At 36.6% G+C, this 19,649-nt stretch carries 20 protein-coding genes; 16 read left to right on the top strand and 4 right to left on the bottom strand.

The annotated features are described in order from the left end of the window. Window positions 1-10: 10 nt before the first annotated feature. The 4 genes from AB1K81_RS09720 (at window position 11) to AB1K81_RS09705 (ending at window position 3,503) form a co-directional block, all read left to right on the top strand. A complete protein-coding gene (locus tag AB1K81_RS09720; RefSeq protein ID WP_412976461.1) occupies window positions 11-1,543 on the top strand; it encodes an alpha/beta hydrolase in 1,533 nt (510 codons plus the stop codon). Between the two features lie 150 nt (window positions 1,544-1,693). Further along, complete coding sequence (locus tag AB1K81_RS09715) at window positions 1,694-1,837, top strand: anti-repressor SinI family protein (protein WP_412976460.1); 144 nt, start codon at window positions 1,694-1,696, stop codon at window positions 1,835-1,837. 128 nt (window positions 1,838-1,965) lie between these two features. Further along, window positions 1,966-2,820 carry a carbon-nitrogen hydrolase family protein gene (locus AB1K81_RS09710; protein WP_412976459.1) on the top strand — a complete coding sequence of 285 codons (855 nt, stop codon included), beginning with the start codon at window positions 1,966-1,968 and terminating at the stop codon, window positions 2,818-2,820. Window positions 2,821-2,840: 20 nt separating this feature from the next. After that, window positions 2,841-3,503: a GNAT family N-acetyltransferase gene (locus tag AB1K81_RS09705; protein ID WP_412976849.1), complete on the top strand. Its 663-nt coding sequence runs from the start codon at window positions 2,841-2,843 to the stop codon at window positions 3,501-3,503. 129 nt (window positions 3,504-3,632) lie between these two features. Here AB1K81_RS09705 and AB1K81_RS09700 read toward each other — a convergent pair whose 3' ends face one another. After that, window positions 3,633-4,034, bottom strand: coding sequence for a disulfide oxidoreductase (locus AB1K81_RS09700; protein ID WP_412976458.1), 402 nt, complete (start codon window positions 4,032-4,034; stop codon window positions 3,633-3,635). 154 nt (window positions 4,035-4,188) lie between these two features. Here AB1K81_RS09700 and gccF point away from each other — a divergent pair, with 154 nt between their 5' ends. From gccF to AB1K81_RS09680, 4 genes are read left to right on the top strand one after another with little or no spacing between them, the layout of a single operon-like run. Continuing rightward, window positions 4,189-4,401, top strand: a complete 213-nt coding sequence (gene gccF, locus AB1K81_RS09695; RefSeq protein ID WP_412976457.1) for a glycocin F family RiPP peptide — start codon at window positions 4,189-4,191, stop codon at window positions 4,399-4,401. A gap of 43 nt (window positions 4,402-4,444) precedes the next feature. After that, window positions 4,445-5,770: a glycosyltransferase gene (locus tag AB1K81_RS09690; protein ID WP_412976456.1), complete on the top strand. Its 1,326-nt coding sequence runs from the start codon at window positions 4,445-4,447 to the stop codon at window positions 5,768-5,770. 32 nt (window positions 5,771-5,802) lie between these two features. Continuing rightward, window positions 5,803-7,938 carry a peptidase domain-containing ABC transporter gene (locus AB1K81_RS09685; protein ID WP_412976455.1) on the top strand — a complete coding sequence of 712 codons (2,136 nt, stop codon included), beginning with the start codon at window positions 5,803-5,805 and terminating at the stop codon, window positions 7,936-7,938. A gap of 26 nt (window positions 7,939-7,964) precedes the next feature. Next, window positions 7,965-8,375, top strand: a complete 411-nt coding sequence (locus AB1K81_RS09680; RefSeq protein WP_412976454.1) for a thioredoxin family protein — start codon at window positions 7,965-7,967, stop codon at window positions 8,373-8,375. An 89-nt stretch (window positions 8,376-8,464) separates the two neighbouring features. On the opposite strand, the gene AB1K81_RS09675 is transcribed toward AB1K81_RS09680, so the two are convergent. After that, window positions 8,465-8,617: a hypothetical protein gene (locus tag AB1K81_RS09675; RefSeq protein ID WP_412976453.1), complete on the bottom strand. Its 153-nt coding sequence runs from the start codon at window positions 8,615-8,617 to the stop codon at window positions 8,465-8,467. A gap of 334 nt (window positions 8,618-8,951) precedes the next feature. On the opposite strand from AB1K81_RS09675, the gene AB1K81_RS09670 reads away from it, so the two are divergent. Both AB1K81_RS09670 and AB1K81_RS09665 read left to right on the top strand, forming a co-directional pair. Continuing rightward, window positions 8,952-9,728, top strand: coding sequence for a hypothetical protein (locus tag AB1K81_RS09670; RefSeq protein ID WP_412976452.1), 777 nt, complete (start codon window positions 8,952-8,954; stop codon window positions 9,726-9,728). A 10-nt stretch (window positions 9,729-9,738) separates the two neighbouring features. After that, complete coding sequence (locus AB1K81_RS09665; RefSeq protein ID WP_412976451.1) at window positions 9,739-10,365, top strand: hypothetical protein; 627 nt, start codon at window positions 9,739-9,741, stop codon at window positions 10,363-10,365. 60 nt (window positions 10,366-10,425) lie between these two features. On the opposite strand, the gene AB1K81_RS09660 is transcribed toward AB1K81_RS09665, so the two are convergent. Further along, on the bottom strand, window positions 10,426-11,145 hold the full coding sequence (locus tag AB1K81_RS09660) for a YebC/PmpR family DNA-binding transcriptional regulator (protein WP_412976450.1): 720 nt from the start codon (window positions 11,143-11,145) through the stop codon (window positions 10,426-10,428). A 940-nt stretch (window positions 11,146-12,085) separates the two neighbouring features. On the opposite strand from AB1K81_RS09660, the gene AB1K81_RS09655 reads away from it, so the two are divergent. The 6 genes from AB1K81_RS09655 (at window position 12,086) to AB1K81_RS09630 (ending at window position 19,095) form a co-directional block, all read left to right on the top strand. Beyond that, complete coding sequence (locus tag AB1K81_RS09655; RefSeq protein ID WP_412976449.1) at window positions 12,086-13,981, top strand: PrkA family serine protein kinase; 1,896 nt, start codon at window positions 12,086-12,088, stop codon at window positions 13,979-13,981. A 267-nt stretch (window positions 13,982-14,248) separates the two neighbouring features. Then, on the top strand, window positions 14,249-15,418 hold the full coding sequence (gene yhbH, locus AB1K81_RS09650) for a sporulation protein YhbH (protein ID WP_412976448.1): 1,170 nt from the start codon (window positions 14,249-14,251) through the stop codon (window positions 15,416-15,418). 311 nt (window positions 15,419-15,729) lie between these two features. After that, window positions 15,730-16,425, top strand: coding sequence for a response regulator transcription factor (locus tag AB1K81_RS09645; RefSeq protein ID WP_412976447.1), 696 nt, complete (start codon window positions 15,730-15,732; stop codon window positions 16,423-16,425). Between the two features lie 2 nt (window positions 16,426-16,427). Beyond that, on the top strand, window positions 16,428-17,363 hold the full coding sequence (locus tag AB1K81_RS09640; RefSeq protein ID WP_412976446.1) for an ATP-binding protein: 936 nt from the start codon (window positions 16,428-16,430) through the stop codon (window positions 17,361-17,363). 138 nt (window positions 17,364-17,501) lie between these two features. Next, window positions 17,502-18,425, top strand: coding sequence for an ABC transporter ATP-binding protein (locus AB1K81_RS09635; protein ID WP_412976445.1), 924 nt, complete (start codon window positions 17,502-17,504; stop codon window positions 18,423-18,425). Then, window positions 18,418-19,095, top strand: a complete 678-nt coding sequence (locus AB1K81_RS09630) for an ABC transporter permease (RefSeq protein ID WP_412976444.1) — start codon at window positions 18,418-18,420, stop codon at window positions 19,093-19,095. The genes AB1K81_RS09635 and AB1K81_RS09630 overlap by 8 nt, the downstream gene beginning before the upstream one ends. Window positions 19,096-19,163: 68 nt before the next feature. Here AB1K81_RS09630 and ymzB read toward each other — a convergent pair whose 3' ends face one another. After that, window positions 19,164-19,514: a protein YmzB gene (gene ymzB / locus AB1K81_RS09625; RefSeq protein ID WP_412976443.1), complete on the bottom strand. Its 351-nt coding sequence runs from the start codon at window positions 19,512-19,514 to the stop codon at window positions 19,164-19,166. Between the last annotated feature and the right edge of the window lie 135 nt (window positions 19,515-19,649).

Genomic DNA, 19,649 nt, shown 5'->3' with positions numbered 1-19,649 from the left:
GTCTGTTGGAATGGCATTTTTAAAACATGGCAATGCGGAAATTCATTATGAAAAAATCGAGTCTAAAAATCCTCAAGCACAGGAGACAATTATTTTAATCCATCCGACGGGGCTCGATAAGTATTGCTGGAATGAAATCATTCCGTTGTTTCAGGAAAATTATCATGTTTTGCGCTATGACCTTCGAGGACATGGAGAATCTACGGTGGGGGAGGAAGATTTATCCATTTCGATACTAGCGGATGATATCCAACGCTTGGTAGAAACGTTACAGCTTGAAACCTACCATATTGTGGCCCAAGGGTTTGGTGGTGTCATTGCGATTGAGTTTGCAGCAAGGAAAAGTAAGAAGCTAAAAACCTTAATCCTACTTGCGGTACCAGTTCATTTTCCGCGAGAGCTAGGTAATAAAATCGTTACCGAACGAAAATTACAAGTAAAAGGCCATCAAAATATGTTGTATAAGAGTCAAAAGATATTGGATAAGTTTATGCTTTATCCGACTGATGAACGTAAAGAGCGTATATTAAGCGCGTTTGAAAAAGTATCGCCAAGTGTGTATTTTGAGATATTTAATGTAGAATCATTAGACCGCGCACAACAGAACATTAAAGAAATTACGATTCCAATCTTAGTCTTATCCGGGTCTGATGATGAAACATTTCCACCAGAGCTAAATTTAGCCATATTAAATTTTAACCCTAATGCTAGATACTACACCGTTCCCTATGCATCATTCCTCATTCAAATGGATCAGACCGCTTTAACGGCAGAGTGGATCCATAATTTTATCGTGAAGAATCGGAACAGGCCCGCAGATGATGAAGCCTCCAGTTACGCCCGCACCTTATATGCAGAAATGTACCGAGAGATTCGAAATAAGATGATAGAGGAATCGGAACCAGCAGAAGTGACATTACGTGTGAATATAATGAAAGGATTAGATGTGTATTTAAATGGCAAACGGCTAGTGGATGGGTGGGGGCAACGAAAGGCAAAGCAACTTCTCATGTACCTCGTCATTCAACAGTCCGCAACCCGAGAAGAGCTATGTGATTTCATGTGGCCTGATGTGGATCTAAAGACCGCTAGAAGTAGACTGCGTGTCTCGATTCACTATTTGAACAAACTACTCAATCCAACATTAGAGGAGCCATTACTTCTCGTTACAGAAAGAGAACACATCTTTCTCAGAGCCAATGTAGAATCCGATATTGTGATGCATGTGGCTGCCATTAAACGAGCACATCAAGTGGAAGACACGGCTGAACGGGTTGAACTTTATAAATACATAATCTTAAATCGAACAGAAAATCCACTCCCTGGTTTATTTGAACCTTGGTTTCTCAATTATCGTAATTGGCTTGAAAAGGAATGGGTAGATATTTTAAAGTTTTTAAGCGATTATTATGAGAAAAATGGGGATTATAAGCAAGCTCTTTACTACTGCCATATAGCGATGGAATACTATGACGATGATTATATGCTCACAAAACGAATAGAACATTTAAGAAATAAATTCAAGAAAATTCAAAATAGATGAATATGTAATGTTAGTGTAACGGGGCCAATGATACGATATAGCTCATAAGCTCATAAGTTACATAAGCGGATAAACACATATACGTTCCTAGGTCTTCGGGGGAGCTATGAGAACGAATACCTAGGTTAGCTTGTAATGGGGGGATGTTACTTGAGCAGTCGATTGGACATGGAGTGGGTACTATTAATATTGGATGCGAAAAATGCAGGAATCAGTTTGGAAGAAATTCAAGAGTTCTTGCGTAAAGAGGATTATGATAAGGATATGATTAAGCTAGAACAACAAAGAGTATAGCGTTATGTGGGTATGTCTTTTCTTCTAAGAGAAAGGGCGTTTTTTTTGCCTTGAAATACTTATAGTTGAAATGTATGTATCAATCCAATATAGTACAAATATAAATTGGTATAAAAGGAGAAGGCCCTATGAAATTACGTGTATCAGCGGTTCAATACCACTTAGAAAAAATAAATTCTTTTGAGGAATTTGCAGAACAGGTGACCCATCATGTTAGGACTGCGGCAGAATATGATTCTGAATTTGTGCTGTTTCCAGAGTTTTTTACGACTCAATTACTTTCCATTTCAGATAGCACGGTGAGCCGAGTAGATGAGCTACCTGAATTTACTGCACAATACATTGAACTATTTAAAGGTCTAGCCAAGGATACAGGCATGCATATTATTGGTGGAACGCATGTCGTTCGAAAAGGCGATAAATTATATAATACCGCACATCTTTTCTATCCAGACGGACGAGTTGCTGAGCAACCAAAGCTTCACATGACACCAACGGAGAAAAAGGATTGGAATATTACGCCAGGAGAATCGATTCAAATTTTTGAAACCGAAAAAGGAAAAATAGCGTTGTTAACGTGCTATGATATGGAGTTTCCTGAGATTGTTCGAATGGTGCGCGGAATGGGAGCAGATGTTATTTTTGCCCCGTCATGTACGGATGATCTACATGGATTTAACCGAGTTCGTTACACGTGTCATGCACGCACAATCGAAAATCAAGTATATGTAGTGACGACCGGTACAGTCGGTGCATTACGTAATGTCGACTTTATGCGTGCCAATTACGGGCAAGCAGCGGTCATTACACCGAATGACATTCCATTCCCTAAAAACGGGATCTTAATGGAAGGTGAATTCAACCACGATATGATTATTACGGCAGACCTAGATCTAGAGCTTTTATACAAAGTACGAGAAGAAGGATCGGTAACTACTTGGAACGATAGACGCTTAGATTTATATCCAGATCTTAGTAAATAAGAGGGGAATGACGTCTTGTGGTGTATCGGAAGCAAGTCTTGCTAAAAAGTGATGAAGGTTATGTAGAAGGTGTAGTCCGAAATTATAGACGGGAAGATTATGATGAATTAATTGCTATACAGGCGGAAAGTTTTCCACCTCCATTTCCTCCTGAGCTTTGGTGGAATAAAGAGCAATTGGAAAATCATGTTACATTATTTCTAGAGGGTGCTCTATGTGTGGAAGTAGACGGTGTGCTTGCTGGATCGATGACTGGGCTGATTGTGGAGTTCGACCCACAACATCCAGTTCACACATGGGAAGAGATTACGGATGATGGGTATATTAGGAACCACAATCCAAATGGAAATACATTATATGTCGTGGATATTTGTATTCGTCCTGATTATCGCAAATTAGCCTTAGGGAAAATACTAATGCAGTCGATGTACGAGGTTGTTATTTTCAAAGGCTTAGATAGGCTTCTTGGCGGGGGGAGAATGCCAGGGTATCATAGACACGCGGAGCGATTAACTGCTGAAGAGTATTTACAAGAGGTTGTAGCTGGAAAGTTGAAAGATCCGGTTATAACTTTCTTATTGAACGTGGGAAGATTGCCAATTGGTGTAGTAGAAGATTATATAGAGGATGAGGAATCCTTGAATTATGCTGCATTAATGGAGTGGAGGAATCCGTTTAAGTAGTCGTTAATAGGTGCAAAGGATAAAACTACATGCAAATAATAAAAACGATCATAAAGTAGAGAGGGCTGTCTCGAGGTAACTAGTGACCATTGAGACAGCCCTTTTTTATACGGACTAGAGTGTATCGGTTTACTTGTTTTTTTCACTTTTAATAGAGAATAGAAGAATAGATATTAGAAAAAACGCTACTAGTGAAAGAAGTGGGATGGTTATAAATCCAAGCCAGTTAATATATTCACTTGTACACTGTACATTAACATCGCAAGGTTTAGGGTTAATGGGTAGTTTTTGTATAGCAAAATGGTAAAGAGCGATAAATAGACCAGGGATTGATAGAGATAATATATATTTACTAATCCCTTTGTCTTTAGTTAAAAGTCCTATACCAAGGAGAATAGGAATAGGATACATGAATATCCTTTGTATCCAACATAGTTTACATGGAATAAATCCCCTAATTTCGCTGAAATATAAACTACCAATGGTAGCAATGATTGAGATTATAAATGCAAACAGATACTTCTTTGACATGGATTCTACCTACTTTAATAATTTTCTTATTATATATCTACAAACTTACCAAACGAAATATGCCAATTATTTTAGTTCAATATATTAAAAAGATTTATGGTATTATTTATAAATTTTAGAATACAATATACCAATTGGATAAGGAGGTGGAGATATGCAAGGCTTGGTGAAAAGACTTAGTGATGATGAAATTTTGAATTTCACTGAAAATGCTAAAGGAGTAGGAGATCCGGCTTGGTGTACTTATTATTTGGCCCTTTGTGCAAGTGGGTATGACTCAGGAACTTGTAGTTGGATTTTCTCCCAGTGCGGCTACGGCGGCGGTGGCGGCGGTGGCGGCGGCTGTGGTACTTGTACTTGTCAGTAAAAAAAACCTCATTTTTGAGGTTTTTTTTGAAAGGGTGAAATAAATGTACAATAAAAGGAATATCGATTTTATTAAAAAACATCATCCTCATTTAACTAGGTATACTACGTATTTCGATGACTTTTATAACCATATTGTATCTATATCAATGAAACATAAAGATCTATTAGAAGATGGAATTGAGACACCTAATAATGAGCATCAACATATTGATTTGATAAAAGAAATAGAAAATATCTCAGTGGACATTTCTATAATCATTATATGTAAGAATGAAGAGCGAGTTATTCAACGATGTCTAGATTCAATTAGCAAGCAAACAGACAATCAGGACGAAATTATTTTGATTGATACTGGATCAACTGATAATACCATTCCAATCGTCCTAGATCATTATCCTATGGTTAAAGTAAAGCATCTTGAATGGAAGGATAACTTTGCTGAAGTCAGAAATTACGGTATAAAAGTATCAAGCAAAAAATGGATCTTCTTTATTGATGCTGATGAGCATTTAGAGGAAAACTCTTTACATACATTGAAGCATTACTTGAAGGTGATTGAGTTTTTAGGATTAGAAAAAATATGTGTAAATCCCATTATTGCTAACTCTAATGGTCATATTGTTAGGGGAGTACGAAGAATATTCAGGGGAAGTGAAGAATTTCAATACTTTGGTTCCATTCATGAAGAGTTACGATTAGATATAAAAAAATACGGACAGGACATTAATGAGATTTCGTTTGATAACGTTATTCTTCACCATGACGGATATGAGACGCACGTTATGGAAGAAAAGAATAAGATTAAAAGAAATACAAAATTATTAAAAGATATGGTAGTAATCGAAGAGAAGCACCCTAGGTGGGTATATTTTTATGCAAGAGATGGACAATCTATTCTGGGTTCTGAAGAATATCTATTGTTACTGAAAAGAACAATAGAATTATGTCATGACAACAAATATTACGAACAATATAAGATTAGGGCAATAAGTGATCTTATTCGATTCCACATAGACATTAATGATAGTAAGAAAGCAAAGTATTATATTACACAATTAAAAGAACTCGTGGATGATTTTAGTGATGTTTTTTATTATGAAACGCTAATAAAGATAAATGAACTTAAACGCGAATATGCTATATTACTTGAGCAATCAATAAATTACCGAAATTCCAAGTCAATCGAGTTTGGAAGTATCAATTCGAATCTATTTCATATCGATATGCTAATAGCTATTCTGTTCTTTGAGATTGGAGAATATCAGAGAGCATTTAAGTTGCTTTCAAAATTAGAGGATAATAAATACGAGGGATTTAAGGATAAATTCATATACTTGTCTCAGGCACTAAAGGAATATATAGAATAATAGAGATTAAGAAAAGTTTAGGAGTTTTAATGATGCCAAAGTATTCTTTTATAAAACAATTTGATTCCTCGGATTGCGGCCCAGCATCCTTGTACATTATATTAAAACAACTATTTAACATTGATTTACCAATAGGAGAAATATCCAATATAGTTAACGCTAATGCAAACGGGACTAATTTCTTCAATATTAAAAAAGGTATAGAAAAAAATATTGGAATAACAAGTGAGGTATTACAATGTGAAAGACAAGTGGAAGTCTTTGAGGAAATAAAGTATCCGTTTCTGACACAGATAAATCGTAATGGAGAGAATCACTTTGTCGTTATTCATGGTCATACAAAAAAATGTCTATACATAGCAGACCCTTTGGAGGATAGGGTAAAGAAAATTAAGAAGAGCGATTTTTTAGGATACTGGATACCCTTTGTCTTAATCATAACAGGAGTAATAGATAACGAGCGATTGCAAGATTATTCATTTAAGAGACCAAGTATTTTAAAAAACGTACTTCTTGTAAAATGGTATATTGTCCTTTCTTGGGTATTATCCATCTTAATAGTAGGAATGGGCATAATATTTGCGGGGATGTTTACCGTATATTTTGATATGATTATTCCTAATAAATTTGCAGAAATCATTGTACAGACTGCAATTTTTTATATTATTTTAGTTTCCTTAAAGTTAATACTAAATTATATAAACGCTAAAATAACGATAAAAATAAATAATAAAATTGATCAAAAATTAATTTCTCAACTTTTAAGTAGTTTCTTTAATAAGGACTTTTCAATTATTGAAAAATATAAAAGTGGTGAATTAATTACTAGATTTACAAATGTTTCACAAATAAGGGAAAGAATGATCTATTTAATACAATCGATGCCTATAGATTTGTTTATTGTTCTTATTACCATGTTTATTCTTCTCAGATTTAATTTTTATTTATCCTTACTTGTTTTAATTCCGATGATTTCGTTTCTATTAATCTTATACCTATCTCAGGAGAGAATCGAGAAATTGAGTAATAAATTATTTGAATATAACGAAGTTTTCAATACGTCTTTAATAGAGTCAATCGATAATATAGAAATTCTTAAAGGGTATTTAGTAACGGAAAAATCAGAGGAAAAGATAAATAAAAGATTAAAGAAACTGTTAAAAACTTCTGAGGATTTTTTTGCATTTGAAATATTACAATCGAATTTAAAGAATAGCCTTCTGGAACTATTTAATATACTCGTTTTTTCATTAGGAGCTTACTTAGTAATTAATGATAATATTGCCTCAGGTATTTTACTAATGTTTAATTCTTTAGCGATGAATGTATTTAATCCATTTTTAAGACTTACATCCCTCCAAGCTACACTTCAGCAAGGAAAAGTTGCAACTAAAAGGTATGAAGACATTTTATATATTAGTAATAGAAAAGATGACGGAGAACATGATATAGAAAGAGTGTCTAATTTGAAAATAAGTAATCTGTCATTTTCCTATGAAATAAACAACTATATTCTCCAAGGACTTAACTTAGAAGTAAGGAATAATACGAATATTGCTATTATAGGAGACAGTGGTTCAGGAAAGACTACTCTCGGAAAATTAATAGCTAATTATTATCCTATTGAACATGGAACGATAGAAATAAATAACATGAGTTATGACACTATTAGAAATGGTTCCATAAGGGAGAAGGTATTGTTTGTCCCGCAAAATATCCAATTATTCTCTGATACCATTACCCAAAATATTACTGTAGGGAGGCAAATTGACGTTAATAGAATTATAGAAGAATCTAGATCTATTGGGTTTGATTCAATCGCCAGGAGTTTTCCGAAAGGGTATGATACAGTAATTGGCAAAAATGGTGTCAACCTGTCTATGGGACAAACACAATTATTAAATATTTTAAGAGCTATCTTATCCGATACAGAAATACGTATATTTGACGAAATTACCAATGGTTTGGACTTAACGAAAAAGCAAAGAGTTATCGACTACCTATTAAAAAACGGTAACATCAATATTTTTATAACACATGATATAGATTTAGCTTTCTCTTGTGACGAAATTTATGTTATCCATAAAGGTAACTTAATGAGAATGGAAAAAGACAAAGAAATGCAGAAAGAAGATATCTTGAGAGTATTAAACGATGATGATCTATAAATAAACGCTGAAGGAGCGGGAAGAGAATGAAAAAAATAATAGTTATCGTTTTCTCTATTTGTCTAATTTTAGTAGTAGCGTTTATATCACTATCAAGCCTACTAAGTAGTGAGAAAAAGCTATATACCGATATTAGTACTGAGAATTTGTCGGGTAAGATAGAGAATAACGACACATTTATTACATACTTTTATTCAAAAACCTGTGCGGCATGTAAAAAAGTAAAGACGGTAATAAATGATTATATAGAAAGCGAAAATCAAATCATTTATGGAATTGATATAGATGCCGCAGAAGACAAAGGGCTGTTAATTCAAGATTTACAAATTCAAGGCACCCCTACGGTTATCTTTTTTAAGGGCGGAGAAGAAATTGAAAGGCTAACAACCGTATTTGATATCGAGGAGTTCTCAGATAAAGCAAGTACAGTGAATTGATATTCTAAGGTTTATAGATAAGTAGTTTTTATACTTTAGAAGAAATGAAAGTACCAGGGCGGTCAGATTCCGCCCTGGTTTCTTTTAAATTACTCTTGATCTTCCTCAACATCTTCTGTGTCTTGTTGCTCTGTTCCGTTATCTGTTGCTGGATCTTCCTCATCTTCTGCAGAACATGCAAATAATACCCCTGTTGAAAGAAACATGATAAGTAATGTAAGTAATAATTTTTTCAATTTCATTTCACTCACCTCGTTAAATTTATTTGTTTCGAGTTCCATTGTACAGCCTAATTATTAAGAGGCTTTAAAGAGAGTGTAAAGATATTATCTGAAAATTTTGTCGATTAGTAGGTCCTTTTTCCTAATTTAGCTGGTATTTCTAGGAAGAAATGCTTGGGAGAGAGTAGGGCTCACAGGCTAGAATACAATTGAAATGTTCAGTCATGAGGGGGTTAATGGTAAGTGGATTTTACAAGCACTATTAATCTTATAGCAGAAGTGGCGATATAATAAAGGAATTAAAAATTATCAAAATATCAAGGGGGGAAGGCATAACTAGTAAGCCAATTTGCAGATGAACTTAATCAAAACATTCTTCAAGAGAAAAGATTATATTATTGTAGTAACATGCCTGACAATAGCAATCTTAGGAACATTATTTATTATTTGGCCACTGAGTAAAGAGTTCACTGCTATTGGGGGGATTGTACCAGTACAGGAGCTAGGAATTGATGGTAGTGTGAATTTTACGTATGTGGAAAGCGGTATTACCACAAATCGATATGAAGAATTACTTGTGTTCATGCATTATGATGATGTAAGTTTTATCCCACTTACCGATGAGGAAGTTTACTATTTAGAGGATTATTATTCGGATGAAACAGACGAGTATAAAGAAGAAACAATCGAAAATGCTGTAGTCAGTGCGTTCGTGGAAAGTAATACATATGGGTTTTCAGAAGAATTTTCCTATCGGATACAAGAAATCATCGAGTATTCAGAAGGCTATTATGGGGACTCCATGGGTTTAATGTCTGCAATCGGGTTGATAGAAGAAATGAATAATCAGGATTATTCTAAGCAAGGGAAATACATCATTGCAGGTACTGGAACAATGGAAGTAGACCAAACGGTAGGATCTGTAGGTGCAATTAGAGAAAAGTTATTAACAGCTTCACTTTTTAATGTGGATTACTTTTTTATACCAAAAGATAAAGATTATTATGATGACATACGAATTAGCAACGAAGTAGAGGCAGAAAGGGTTCTCAAAGAAGAAAATCTATCTCTAAATGTTGTACCGGTAGCCACATTAAATGAAGCAATACACTTCTTAGAGAATTTACCATAGGGGGGATTACGTGAATTTTTCATACAAAACAATGGGTAATGTGCTGAAGGCATTTTTAGTAGTAGAGGTTGTCATTACTGGATTATTAGTCATTACAGCATTCTTCTATACATACGCATATCCTATATATGAAAATATATTGATTTTCGATCAAGCATTATCTAGTCTTAATCAAATCGTATGGGTCTTATTAATAATTTTTTATTTAATATGGATTTTTAAGGTACACGTGGATTTAAAAAGATTAAATCCATATTACAGGATAAAGCCTGGTGGTGCTCTAGCAAGGATAATGATACCCCTTTATAATTTATATGGGATGTGGAATATCTATTCCACGATGGGATATTATTTTAAAGGCTATCCAGCGCTAGAGAGTCTTGGGAGAAAACTAATTAAATTACTCCCTATATATTACTTTCTATACATAGGGACACGTTTCTTGGAAAGATTGATAATGGAAGTTGTAATTATAAATGTTAATCTGATTTTAGCTTATTATGTATTAGATTTTATTTCAATCATATCCATGCTTTATGTGACCAAGACTATCATGCAAGCGTTCAATATTATAGAAGCTGATTATGAAACGTATCTCAAAGAAGAAGAGGAATTGCCTAAATGGGCAATAGAATAAATACATAAAAGAAGCCTTCCTAATTGCTAGGAAGGCCATTTGGTTTTAGAGATTACGGAATTATTCCCCTAAATCCACGTTATGGTATACCTGTTGCACATCATCTAAGTCTTCTAAAACATCAATTAATTTTTCGAATTGTGTTTTTGAATCATCATCTAATGTCACTTCATTTTGTGGAAGCATCGTCAACTCAGCTACTGTGAATTCTGTGATGCCAACATTTTTAAACGCTTCTTGTACAGCATGATATTGGTCTGGCTCTGCATAAACGATAACAATCTCATCTTCTTCTAGTACATCACGAACATCAATATCCGCTTCCATTAAAAGCTCAAGCACTTCATCCGCTGATTTTCCTTCAACCCCAAATACCGCAGTTGAATCAAACATATATGCAACAGAACCACTCACACCCATGTTACCACCGTTTTTACCAAAAGCAGCACGAACCTCAGATGCCGTTCTGTTTACATTGTTCGTTAATGTATCCACGATTACCATCGAGCCATTAGGACCGAACCCTTCATAACGAAGCTCATCATAGCTTTCCTCAGATCCACCTTTAGCCTTTTCAATCGCCTTATCAATAATATGTTTTGGAACACTGTATGTTTTCGCACGCTCTAAAACTACTTTAAGCGCTTGGTTCGATTCCGGATCCGGCTCTCCTTGTTTAGCAGCTACATAGATTTCACGACCGAACTTCGCATAAATCCGACTCGTATTTTTATCTTTTTCTGCTTTTTTATCTTTAATATTATTCCACTTACGTCCCACAAAGAACATCTCGCTTTCTATTGATATCTGTTTGAATTTTAATATAGTATTTATGCTGTTTCAACTTTTAGACTTTACTATTATACACCAAATGGGAGAGTTTTTCTTGGGTAAGTTTTGGATGATTGATAGAATGGCAGGTTTTACAAATGTAGCATGTGCCCTTGGGTCGGGAAGATAGCCCCATATTGGTTAGGGATGCGCCCGATTCTGATCAAGATGGCCCCATTCGGCAGGAGGATGCACCCAGACCTGTGCAAGATGCGCCCATTCGGCAGGAGGATGCGCCCGCCCCCGAACAAGATGGGCCCATTCGGTAGGAGGATGCGTCCACCCCCGAACAAGATGGGCCCATTCGGGAGGAGGATGCGCCCACCCTCGCGCAAGATGCGCCCATTCACCAGGAGGATACGCCCACCCCCGCGCAAGATGTACCCGTTCACCAGGAGAATGCGGCCCAAACCGAACAAGATGAGCCCATTCGGCAGGAGGATACGCCTGCCCCCGAACAAGATGCGCCCATTCACCAGGAAGATGCGCCCACCCCCGAACAAGATGGGCCCATTCACCAGGGGAATACGCCCAACCACTACCAGGATGCACCCACCCCCGCGCAAGATGCTCCCACTCACCAGGAGGATACGCCCGCCCCCGCGCAAAATGCACCCGTTCACCAGGGGAATGCGCCCACCCCCGAACAAGATGTACCCGTTCACCAGGAGGATACGCCCACCCCCAAACAAGATGCACCCATTCACCAAGGGGATGCGCCCGCCCCCGAACAAGATGCCCCCAACCAAGCACAGTTACCCCCACACGGCAAGACACCTAAAAGAAACAAAGCCCCCCTCATAAACCTGTCCCTAAAACTCATCGGCATCACGACACAAATTTATGCATAAGCTATATAAACCGCGTCCAAGATGGAGGGAAGACTAACATGGATATTCTAAACAAGGTGAAGAGCTATCGCGAGGAAGAAAATCGCTTAAGATGGGAAGGTACGTTCGCGGAGTACCTGGAAATAGTGAAGGAGCGACCAGAAGTTGCACAAACTGCCCATTCCCGTGTTTATAATATGATTAAAGCGGCTGGGGTTAAGGAGCGCAATGGTCGGAAGATGTATGAGTTTTTCGGTGAGGAGATTTTTGGCCTGGAGGAGGCAATCGAGAGACTTGTTGAAGAATACTTTCATCCAGCAGCAAAGCGACTTGATGTAAGAAAACGTATATTGTTACTAATGGGCCCGGTTAGTGGTGGTAAATCTACTATCGTTACCATGCTAAAACGAGGATTGGAAAAATATTCTCGTACGGATGAGGGTGCTGTCTATGCCATTAAAGGCTGTCCAATGCATGAAGATCCCCTGCATTTAATCCCGCACCACCTACGGGAAGACTTTTTCCAAGATTATGGCATTCGAATTGAAGGGAACCTATCACCACTTAATACGATGCGGCTGGAACAAGAATATGGCGGTCGTGTTGAGGATGTTAAAGTAGAGCGTATCTTTTTATCCGAGGATAAGCGTGTTGGAATAGGAACCTTTAGCCCGTCCGACCCGAAATCCCAGGATATTGCTGACTTAACTGGAAGTATTGATTTTTCAACGATTGCCGAATATGGTTCAGAATCTGACCCAAGGGCATATCGATTTGATGGGGAATTAAATAAAGCAAACCGTGGCATGATGGAATTCCAGGAGATGCTGAAATGTGATGAGAAATTTCTATGGCATTTACTTTCGCTAACACAGGAAGGGAATTTTAAGGCGGGAAGGTTCGCGCTGATTTCAGCGGATGAGCTTATCGTCGCTCACACGAACGAATCCGAGTACCGTTCCTTTATCTCCAACAAAAAGAATGAAGCACTCCATTCTAGGATTATCGTAATGCCAATCCCGTACAACTTACGAGTTAGTGAAGAAGAACGTATCTATGAAAAAATGATTAACCAAAGTGACATGGCACATGTTCATATAGCCCCACATGCATTACGAGTGGCGGCGATTTTCTCCATTTTAACGAGATTAAAAGAATCAAAGAAACAGGGTATGGACCTGCTTAAGAAAATGCGCTTATATGATGGGGAAAATGTAGAAGGCTTTAACCAAGTTGATGTAGAGGAGTTAAAGAAGGAATTCCCGACAGAAGGAATGGAAGGAATTGACCCTCGTTATGTGATCAACCGAATCTCCTCTGCAATTATTCGCAAAGAAGTACCATCGATTAACGCACTAGATGTATTGCGCTCATTAAAAGAAGGGCTAGATCAACATCCGTCCATATCGGATGAAGATAAAGAGAAATATATGAATTATATCTCTATAGCGAGAAGAGAATATGACGACATTGCAAAGAAGGAAGTACAAAAAGCATTTGTGTATTCCTATGAAGAATCCGCGAAGTCGCTCATGAATAACTATTTAGATAACGTAGAAGCATTCTGTAATAAGAATAAGCTGAGAGACCCATTAACTGGAGAGGAAATGAATCCAGATGAGAAGCTAATGCGTTCAATTGAGGAGCAAATTGGTATTTCAGAAAATGCGAAGCGCTCCTTCCGAGAAGAAATCTTAATTCGTATTTCCGCCTATGCACGAAAAGGAAAACGATTTGACTATAATTCACATGATCGCCTACGGGAAGCAATTCAAAAGAAGTTATTCGCTGATTTAAAGGATGTCGTTAAAATCACCACGTCATCTAAGACACCGGATGAGTCACAGCTGAAGAAAATTAATGAAGTGATTGCTAGATTAATAGATGAATATGGCTATAACTCTAATTCCGCTAACGAATTATTACGTTATGTAGGAAGCTTGTTAAATAGATAATTATACAATAGAAAGGTAACGAGACTCAGCAAATAGGCTAGTCTTGTTACCTTTTTGTAAACCATTTTTTTAAATAGAATGCAATATTATGCGACAAGTTGCATATTATAGAGGAAAGTATCGTAATCTTCCTACGAGGAGAGCGATATTTTTTAAGCAGATAGGAAAGGATTATCATCTTTCCCGTCTGCATAAGAAAAACTAGCACATTCGATAAATGGCAATCGAATGTGAGTTTTTCTAATCAATAGAATAGGAGGGGATGTTGTGCAGGAAGGTAAACATAACTTTGTCATCTCTGAGGAAAACTGGTCCCTCCATCGCAAAGGCTTTCAAGATCAACAACGTCACATGGATAAAGTAAAGGAAGCCATTAAAAATAATTTACCCGATTTAATTAGTGAAGAGAGCATCGTGATGTCCAATGGCCGAGATGTCATCAAAATACCAATTCGCTCTTTAGACGAGTATAAAATCAGGTACAATTACAACAAATCTAAGCATGTAGGGCAAGGGAACGGAGATAGCAAAGTTGGAGATGTAGTAGCAAGAGATCCAAATGCAAAAGGACAACAGAAGCAAGGTCCTGGCGATGGAAAGAAAGCAGGCGAGGAGCCTGGGAATGACTACTATGAAGCTGAGGTATCGTTAGAAAAGTTAGAAGAGGCCCTGTTTAAAGAATTAGAATTACCTAATTTACAAGAAAAGGATAAGGCCGAGATTGTAACAGAGAAAATTGAGTTTAATGATGTCCGGAAGAAGGGCTTAATGGGAAATATTGATAAAAAGCGAACGATTCTCACCGCATTAAAACGAAATGCCAGAGAAGGAACCCCTGGTATTACCCCAATTTATAATGATGATTTACGCTTTAAGACGTGGAATGAAGAAGTGAAACGGGAGTCCAAAGCAGTTGTTCTCGCAATGATGGATACTAGTGCATCGATGGGGTCTTTTGAAAAGTATATGGCAAGAAGCTTCTTTTTCTGGATGACCAGATTTCTTAATACGAAATACGAGCATGTGGATATCGCCTTTATTGCTCACCACACGGAAGCGAAGGAAGTTTCCGAAGAAGAATTTTTCACGAAAGGAGAAAGTGGTGGCACGATTTGTTCTTCCGCCTATGCAAAGGCAATCGAATTAATTGAAGACCGCTACAATCCTTCTAGCTATAATATTTATCCTTTTCACTTTTCTGATGGTGAAAATATTACCTCCGACAATCCAAAATGTATTCGCCTCGTAAACGAAATTATGGATGTATCCAATATGTTTGGTTACGCAGAGGTTAATATTTATAACCGTCACTCGACACTGATGCGGGCATATAATTCCATTGATGATCCGAAATTCCGCCACTTTATTTTAAAAGAAAAACGGGATGTGTATCATGCAATGAAAAGCTTCTTTCAGAGAGAAACTGTCATGGCCTAAATTATATAAGAGATCCTCATGAATAAAGTCTTGGGGATCTTTTGTTTGTTTAGAGATTAACTTGTTTCGATGAATTAGAAAATGATAGAATGTATTTATCTTAATAGTCAGTGTAATGAGAAATATTTATAGTTCTCATGAGTCAGTTAATCGCTTCCTAGGAATTACTAACTCCAATTACACTCCAATCTTATTTATATGCATGAAATGAAAAAATGTGACTAAAAAATTCGTTTCTTAAAGGGAATTTTCAAGGCGGAATTTACAACCCGATTAGTAAGAATAGCTAACAAATGGATGGAAGTGAGAAAATGCAAAAAAGTATTCTCTTAGTCGAGGACGACAGAGAAATTAATGGTTTGGTAACCAATCAATTGGAACGGGAAAACTTTCGAGTATTATCTGTTTTTGATGGGGAGGAAGCTTTAGCTGTTTTTGAGAAGGAAGAAGTTGACTTAGTTTTGCTTGATTTAATGCTACCTAAATTAAATGGGATGGATTTTTTAAAACGGATAAGAGAAAAAAGCTTAACTCCTGTTTTAATCATTTCAGCCAAAGGAAGCGACATTGATAAAGCCTTAGGACTCGGTTTTGGAGCAGACGATTATATTAGTAAACCATTTTCCATGATTGAATTAACGGCACGGGTAAGTGCGGCCATTCGTCGGTCAACACAGTATCAAACAGTAAATAATCCGTCCGTTTCCGATACCCTTCAGCATAAAGATCTTACGCTGGACCTAAATACATTTTCAGCGCAAATAAATGGTAACTTTATCAAGCTGACATCCAAGGAATTTCATATGTTAAAGTTATTTATGGCTAATCCTAGTAGAGTCTTTACCAAAGAGCAAATCTACCAGTTGATTTGGGAAGATGACTATTACGGAAATGAAAATGTCATTAACGTACATATAAGACGACTTCGCGAAAAAATTGAAGAGGACCCGTCTAACCCAAAATATATTCAAACGATTTGGGGAATCGGTTATAAATTAGGGGAGTAGTTATGATTCAATTATTGATTGTTATATTAATCGCTTTACTAATTTTGAATGGATGGCAATTTTTTTCTCGAAGGAAGCTAAAAAGAGAGTTAGATGAAATACACCATAGTTTAGCCCATATCGTAGAAAATGGCACATCCCAAAAATTACTGCTTCAAACCGATCAACAAATAGTGCAGCGTTTTCTCGTCCAAATTAATAGACTGTTAGATTACAATCAAAAGGTCATGGCAGATTACGCAAGAACAAAACTAAATTTAAAGAAAATGCTCTCCAACATGTCCCATGATTTAAAAACCCCCCTAACCGTTGTTTTAGGGTATGTTGAGAAATTACAGCTAGATGAAAAAATGACCCTGAGGGAGCGCGAAGAGACTATTTCCCGGTTACATCAAAAAATGTTAAGCGTCATCTCGTTATTAAATCAATTTTTCGATCTTGCTAAAATCGACTCGGATGAATATTCGATTCCATTAAGTAAGATCGAAATCAATGAACTTTGCCGAAAAAATGTGCTGGAATTTTATGACTTGCTTCAATCAAAAGGGATGGAGGTGGAAATCTCCATCCCCGAACGTCCGTATTACATCCTTGGAAACGAAGAAGCACTCCATCGTATCTTGAATAATTTAATCTCGAACGCTATTCGGTATGGAAGCGATGGGAAGGTATTAGGATTAACTCTTCGCCAAGATGAAGATAATATTGCGATCGACATTTGGGATAAAGGAAAGGGGATTTCCGAAGCCAATCAAGACCGCGTATTTGAAAGGTTATATACGTTAGATGATGCAAGAAATCCTGAATTTCAAGGGAGTGGTCTCGGTCTAAGTATTACGAAGCGGTTGACAGAGGCAATGAAGGGTTCCATCCATTTAGAGAGTAAACCATATGAAAAAACAGTGTTTACCTGTGTATTTAAACGAATTACATACTAATGCCTTCAAAAGAGAGGATTCCTTTGGGGAACAACCTCTCTTTTTTTAAAACTTAAGAAAAAAGTAAGGAATAAGAAAGAAAAAAGATAAATTCGGTGGTTATGATAGAAGAAGATAACGTTGAGGGAGGCACCGATTATGGATTATGTAGTCCAAACAATTGGTTTGACAAAAAAGGTAAAAAACAAGGAAATCATTTCAGACATAAATCTTCATATTAAAAGAGGAGAAATATACGGATTTCTAGGGCAGAACGGGGCAGGGAAAACCACGATCATGAAAATGTTAACTGGTTTAACTAGACCAACGAACGGAGAAATCGTATTATTCGGCCAGAGTTTTTCCGAGAAGTCAAAAAATGTATTAAAAAGAGTAGGAAGTATTATAGAATACCCAATTTTTTTCGAGCATTTAACAGCAAGAGAGAACCTTACCTTACATTGTGAATACCTTGGTTTCTATGATGAAAGAGGAATTCAACAAGCTCTAGATATGGTTCATTTGAAAGGGATAGAAGACGATATTGTTAAGGACTTTTCACTTGGAATGAAGCAACGCCTTGGGCTTGCAAGAGCAATTATTACAAAACCGGAATTGATTATTTTAGATGAACCAACAAATGGTCTTGACCCAATTGGGATAAAAGATATCCGCGATTTAATTCTGATGCTTAACAAAGAATATGGAATCACCTTCCTTCTTTCCAGCCATATTTTAGGAGAAATGGAACAAGTGGTAGACAGAATCGGTGTCATTCACGGAGGAAAGCTTTTAAATGAAGTTACGTTAGAAGAAATCCGAAAGCAACAAACAGATTATATCGAACTCGTTACAACTAATGTAGATAGGGCTGTTTATTTACTGGAACATGAGCTCGAAATTTCCAATATGAAAATGATCCAAGGGAACCGAATTCGAATTTATGATTTAACCTATTCGCAAAGTGAGATTTCTAAAATGCTTATTCTTCACGATGTTGAGATTGAAGCTATTCAAAAACATGTAAGTTCTTTAGAAGACTATTTCTATAAGCAAATTAATGGGGGTGGAAGAGTTGGCTAATTTAATGAAGCTGGAATGGAGAAAATTAAAACAGGCATCCGTTATTCGAGAACTCGTTATTTATTGGGTAATTCTTATGTTTTTACCGGTGTTTTTTATTAAAATGGTAAGTGCTGATTTTGGTCAGAGTGTTGATGCATTGTTTACCCTTATACTATCGGTACAAGTAGGATTTGTTCTATTAGGGGCATCTCTTATTAGTCAAGTATTTATTGATGAATTTAAGAATAAGACAATAGCTCTTTCCTACAGCTATCCAATCAGTCGGAAGCAATTGTTTCTATCAAAAGTTCTTTTTATCGGCATCTTTATCTTCCTTGCTACGCTTATCTCTTTTGTGTTAACCGTTGTGACAACAATGGTTATCGATGAAATATTTTCTGTTTTACATGTAGGGATAACTAGTTCCGACATATGGGGTTATGTGGGTGACATGATTGCTCGCTCATTCCTTGTAACCTTGATTAGTTTTATCCCGCTTTTCTACCTTGCAATTTGGAAGAGAGCGGTTATACCAACAGTAATTTGTGCCATCTTAGTGATGCAGCTTCCTAATTTTTCGCCAATATTTAATTTGAACCAGGATCTTGTCATCGTAATACTCTCTATATTAGGAGCCATTAGTATTTACTTCTCTATTAAATTTGCTGAGATAATAGGTGAAATTTAATCGGTTTTGGAAGAATTCAATTAAATCATCTCAACATTTGGTGAGATGATTTAATTGAGGTATTAGCGTTATACTAATTCAATCTTATAAACCCCACGCTCTGTCGTAATAAAAAACTTCTCCCCGTCAAACTCATACATTGTACTATCCTGAAGTGGAATTTCATATTGAGGAGAAGGGAGTGGTTGGTTGCTCATTGTTGCAAGCGTTTCAATCTGCCCGCTTCCATTTAACTGTAGACTATGCATTGGTACATAGTCATCAATTCTTCGGGTGTTACGATCATAGGATACACTCTGCAGGTTTAGTACAATTTGATCCACGTCATCCATTTCGTGCTTCGTAATCTTCACTTGTCTTCCGCTCCACTGTTGAATAAGCTGATTAAACTCCTCAACAGATAAAAATTGATGCTCCATTACGAATCCCTCCTGCCTTTAAATTTTCCTAAACGAAATAGAAATATACGAAATTCACCCTTTCCAATTGACACCTTTTCATGAAATATGGTATTTATTTGGTAGTGTTAGCACTCTCGTCTAAAGAGTGCTAGA

The organism is Ornithinibacillus jepli (assembly GCF_047228935.1).
GTDB lineage: Bacteria > Bacillota > Bacilli > Bacillales > Amphibacillaceae > Ornithinibacillus.
The sequence above is the reverse complement of the archived record's forward strand: the minus strand, read 5'-3'. Positions and strand labels throughout refer to the sequence as shown.

Bases quoted from the DNA above. Each gene is read 5' to 3' on its own strand.
- AB1K81_RS09720 (WP_412976461.1), top strand. From the start codon at position 11: ATGGCATTTTTAAAACATGGCAATGCGGAAATTCATTATGAAAAAATC.
- AB1K81_RS09710 (WP_412976459.1), top strand. From the start codon at position 1,966: ATGAAATTACGTGTATCAGCGGTTCAATACCACTTAGAAAAAATAAAT.
- AB1K81_RS09700 (WP_412976458.1), bottom strand. From the start codon at position 4,034: ATGTCAAAGAAGTATCTGTTTGCATTTATAATCTCAATCATTGCTACC.
- gccF (WP_412976457.1), top strand. From the start codon at position 4,189: ATGCAAGGCTTGGTGAAAAGACTTAGTGATGATGAAATTTTGAATTTC.
- AB1K81_RS09690 (WP_412976456.1), top strand. From the start codon at position 4,445: ATGTACAATAAAAGGAATATCGATTTTATTAAAAAACATCATCCTCAT.
- AB1K81_RS09685 (WP_412976455.1), top strand. From the start codon at position 5,803: ATGCCAAAGTATTCTTTTATAAAACAATTTGATTCCTCGGATTGCGGC.
- AB1K81_RS09680 (WP_412976454.1), top strand. From the start codon at position 7,965: ATGAAAAAAATAATAGTTATCGTTTTCTCTATTTGTCTAATTTTAGTA.
- AB1K81_RS09675 (WP_412976453.1), bottom strand. From the start codon at position 8,617: ATGAAATTGAAAAAATTATTACTTACATTACTTATCATGTTTCTTTCA.
- AB1K81_RS09670 (WP_412976452.1), top strand. From the start codon at position 8,952: ATGAACTTAATCAAAACATTCTTCAAGAGAAAAGATTATATTATTGTA.
- AB1K81_RS09655 (WP_412976449.1), top strand. From the start codon at position 12,086: ATGGATATTCTAAACAAGGTGAAGAGCTATCGCGAGGAAGAAAATCGC.
- AB1K81_RS09645 (WP_412976447.1), top strand. From the start codon at position 15,730: ATGCAAAAAAGTATTCTCTTAGTCGAGGACGACAGAGAAATTAATGGT.
- AB1K81_RS09640 (WP_412976446.1), top strand. From the start codon at position 16,428: ATGATTCAATTATTGATTGTTATATTAATCGCTTTACTAATTTTGAAT.
- AB1K81_RS09635 (WP_412976445.1), top strand. From the start codon at position 17,502: ATGGATTATGTAGTCCAAACAATTGGTTTGACAAAAAAGGTAAAAAAC.
- ymzB (WP_412976443.1), bottom strand. From the start codon at position 19,514: ATGGAGCATCAATTTTTATCTGTTGAGGAGTTTAATCAGCTTATTCAA.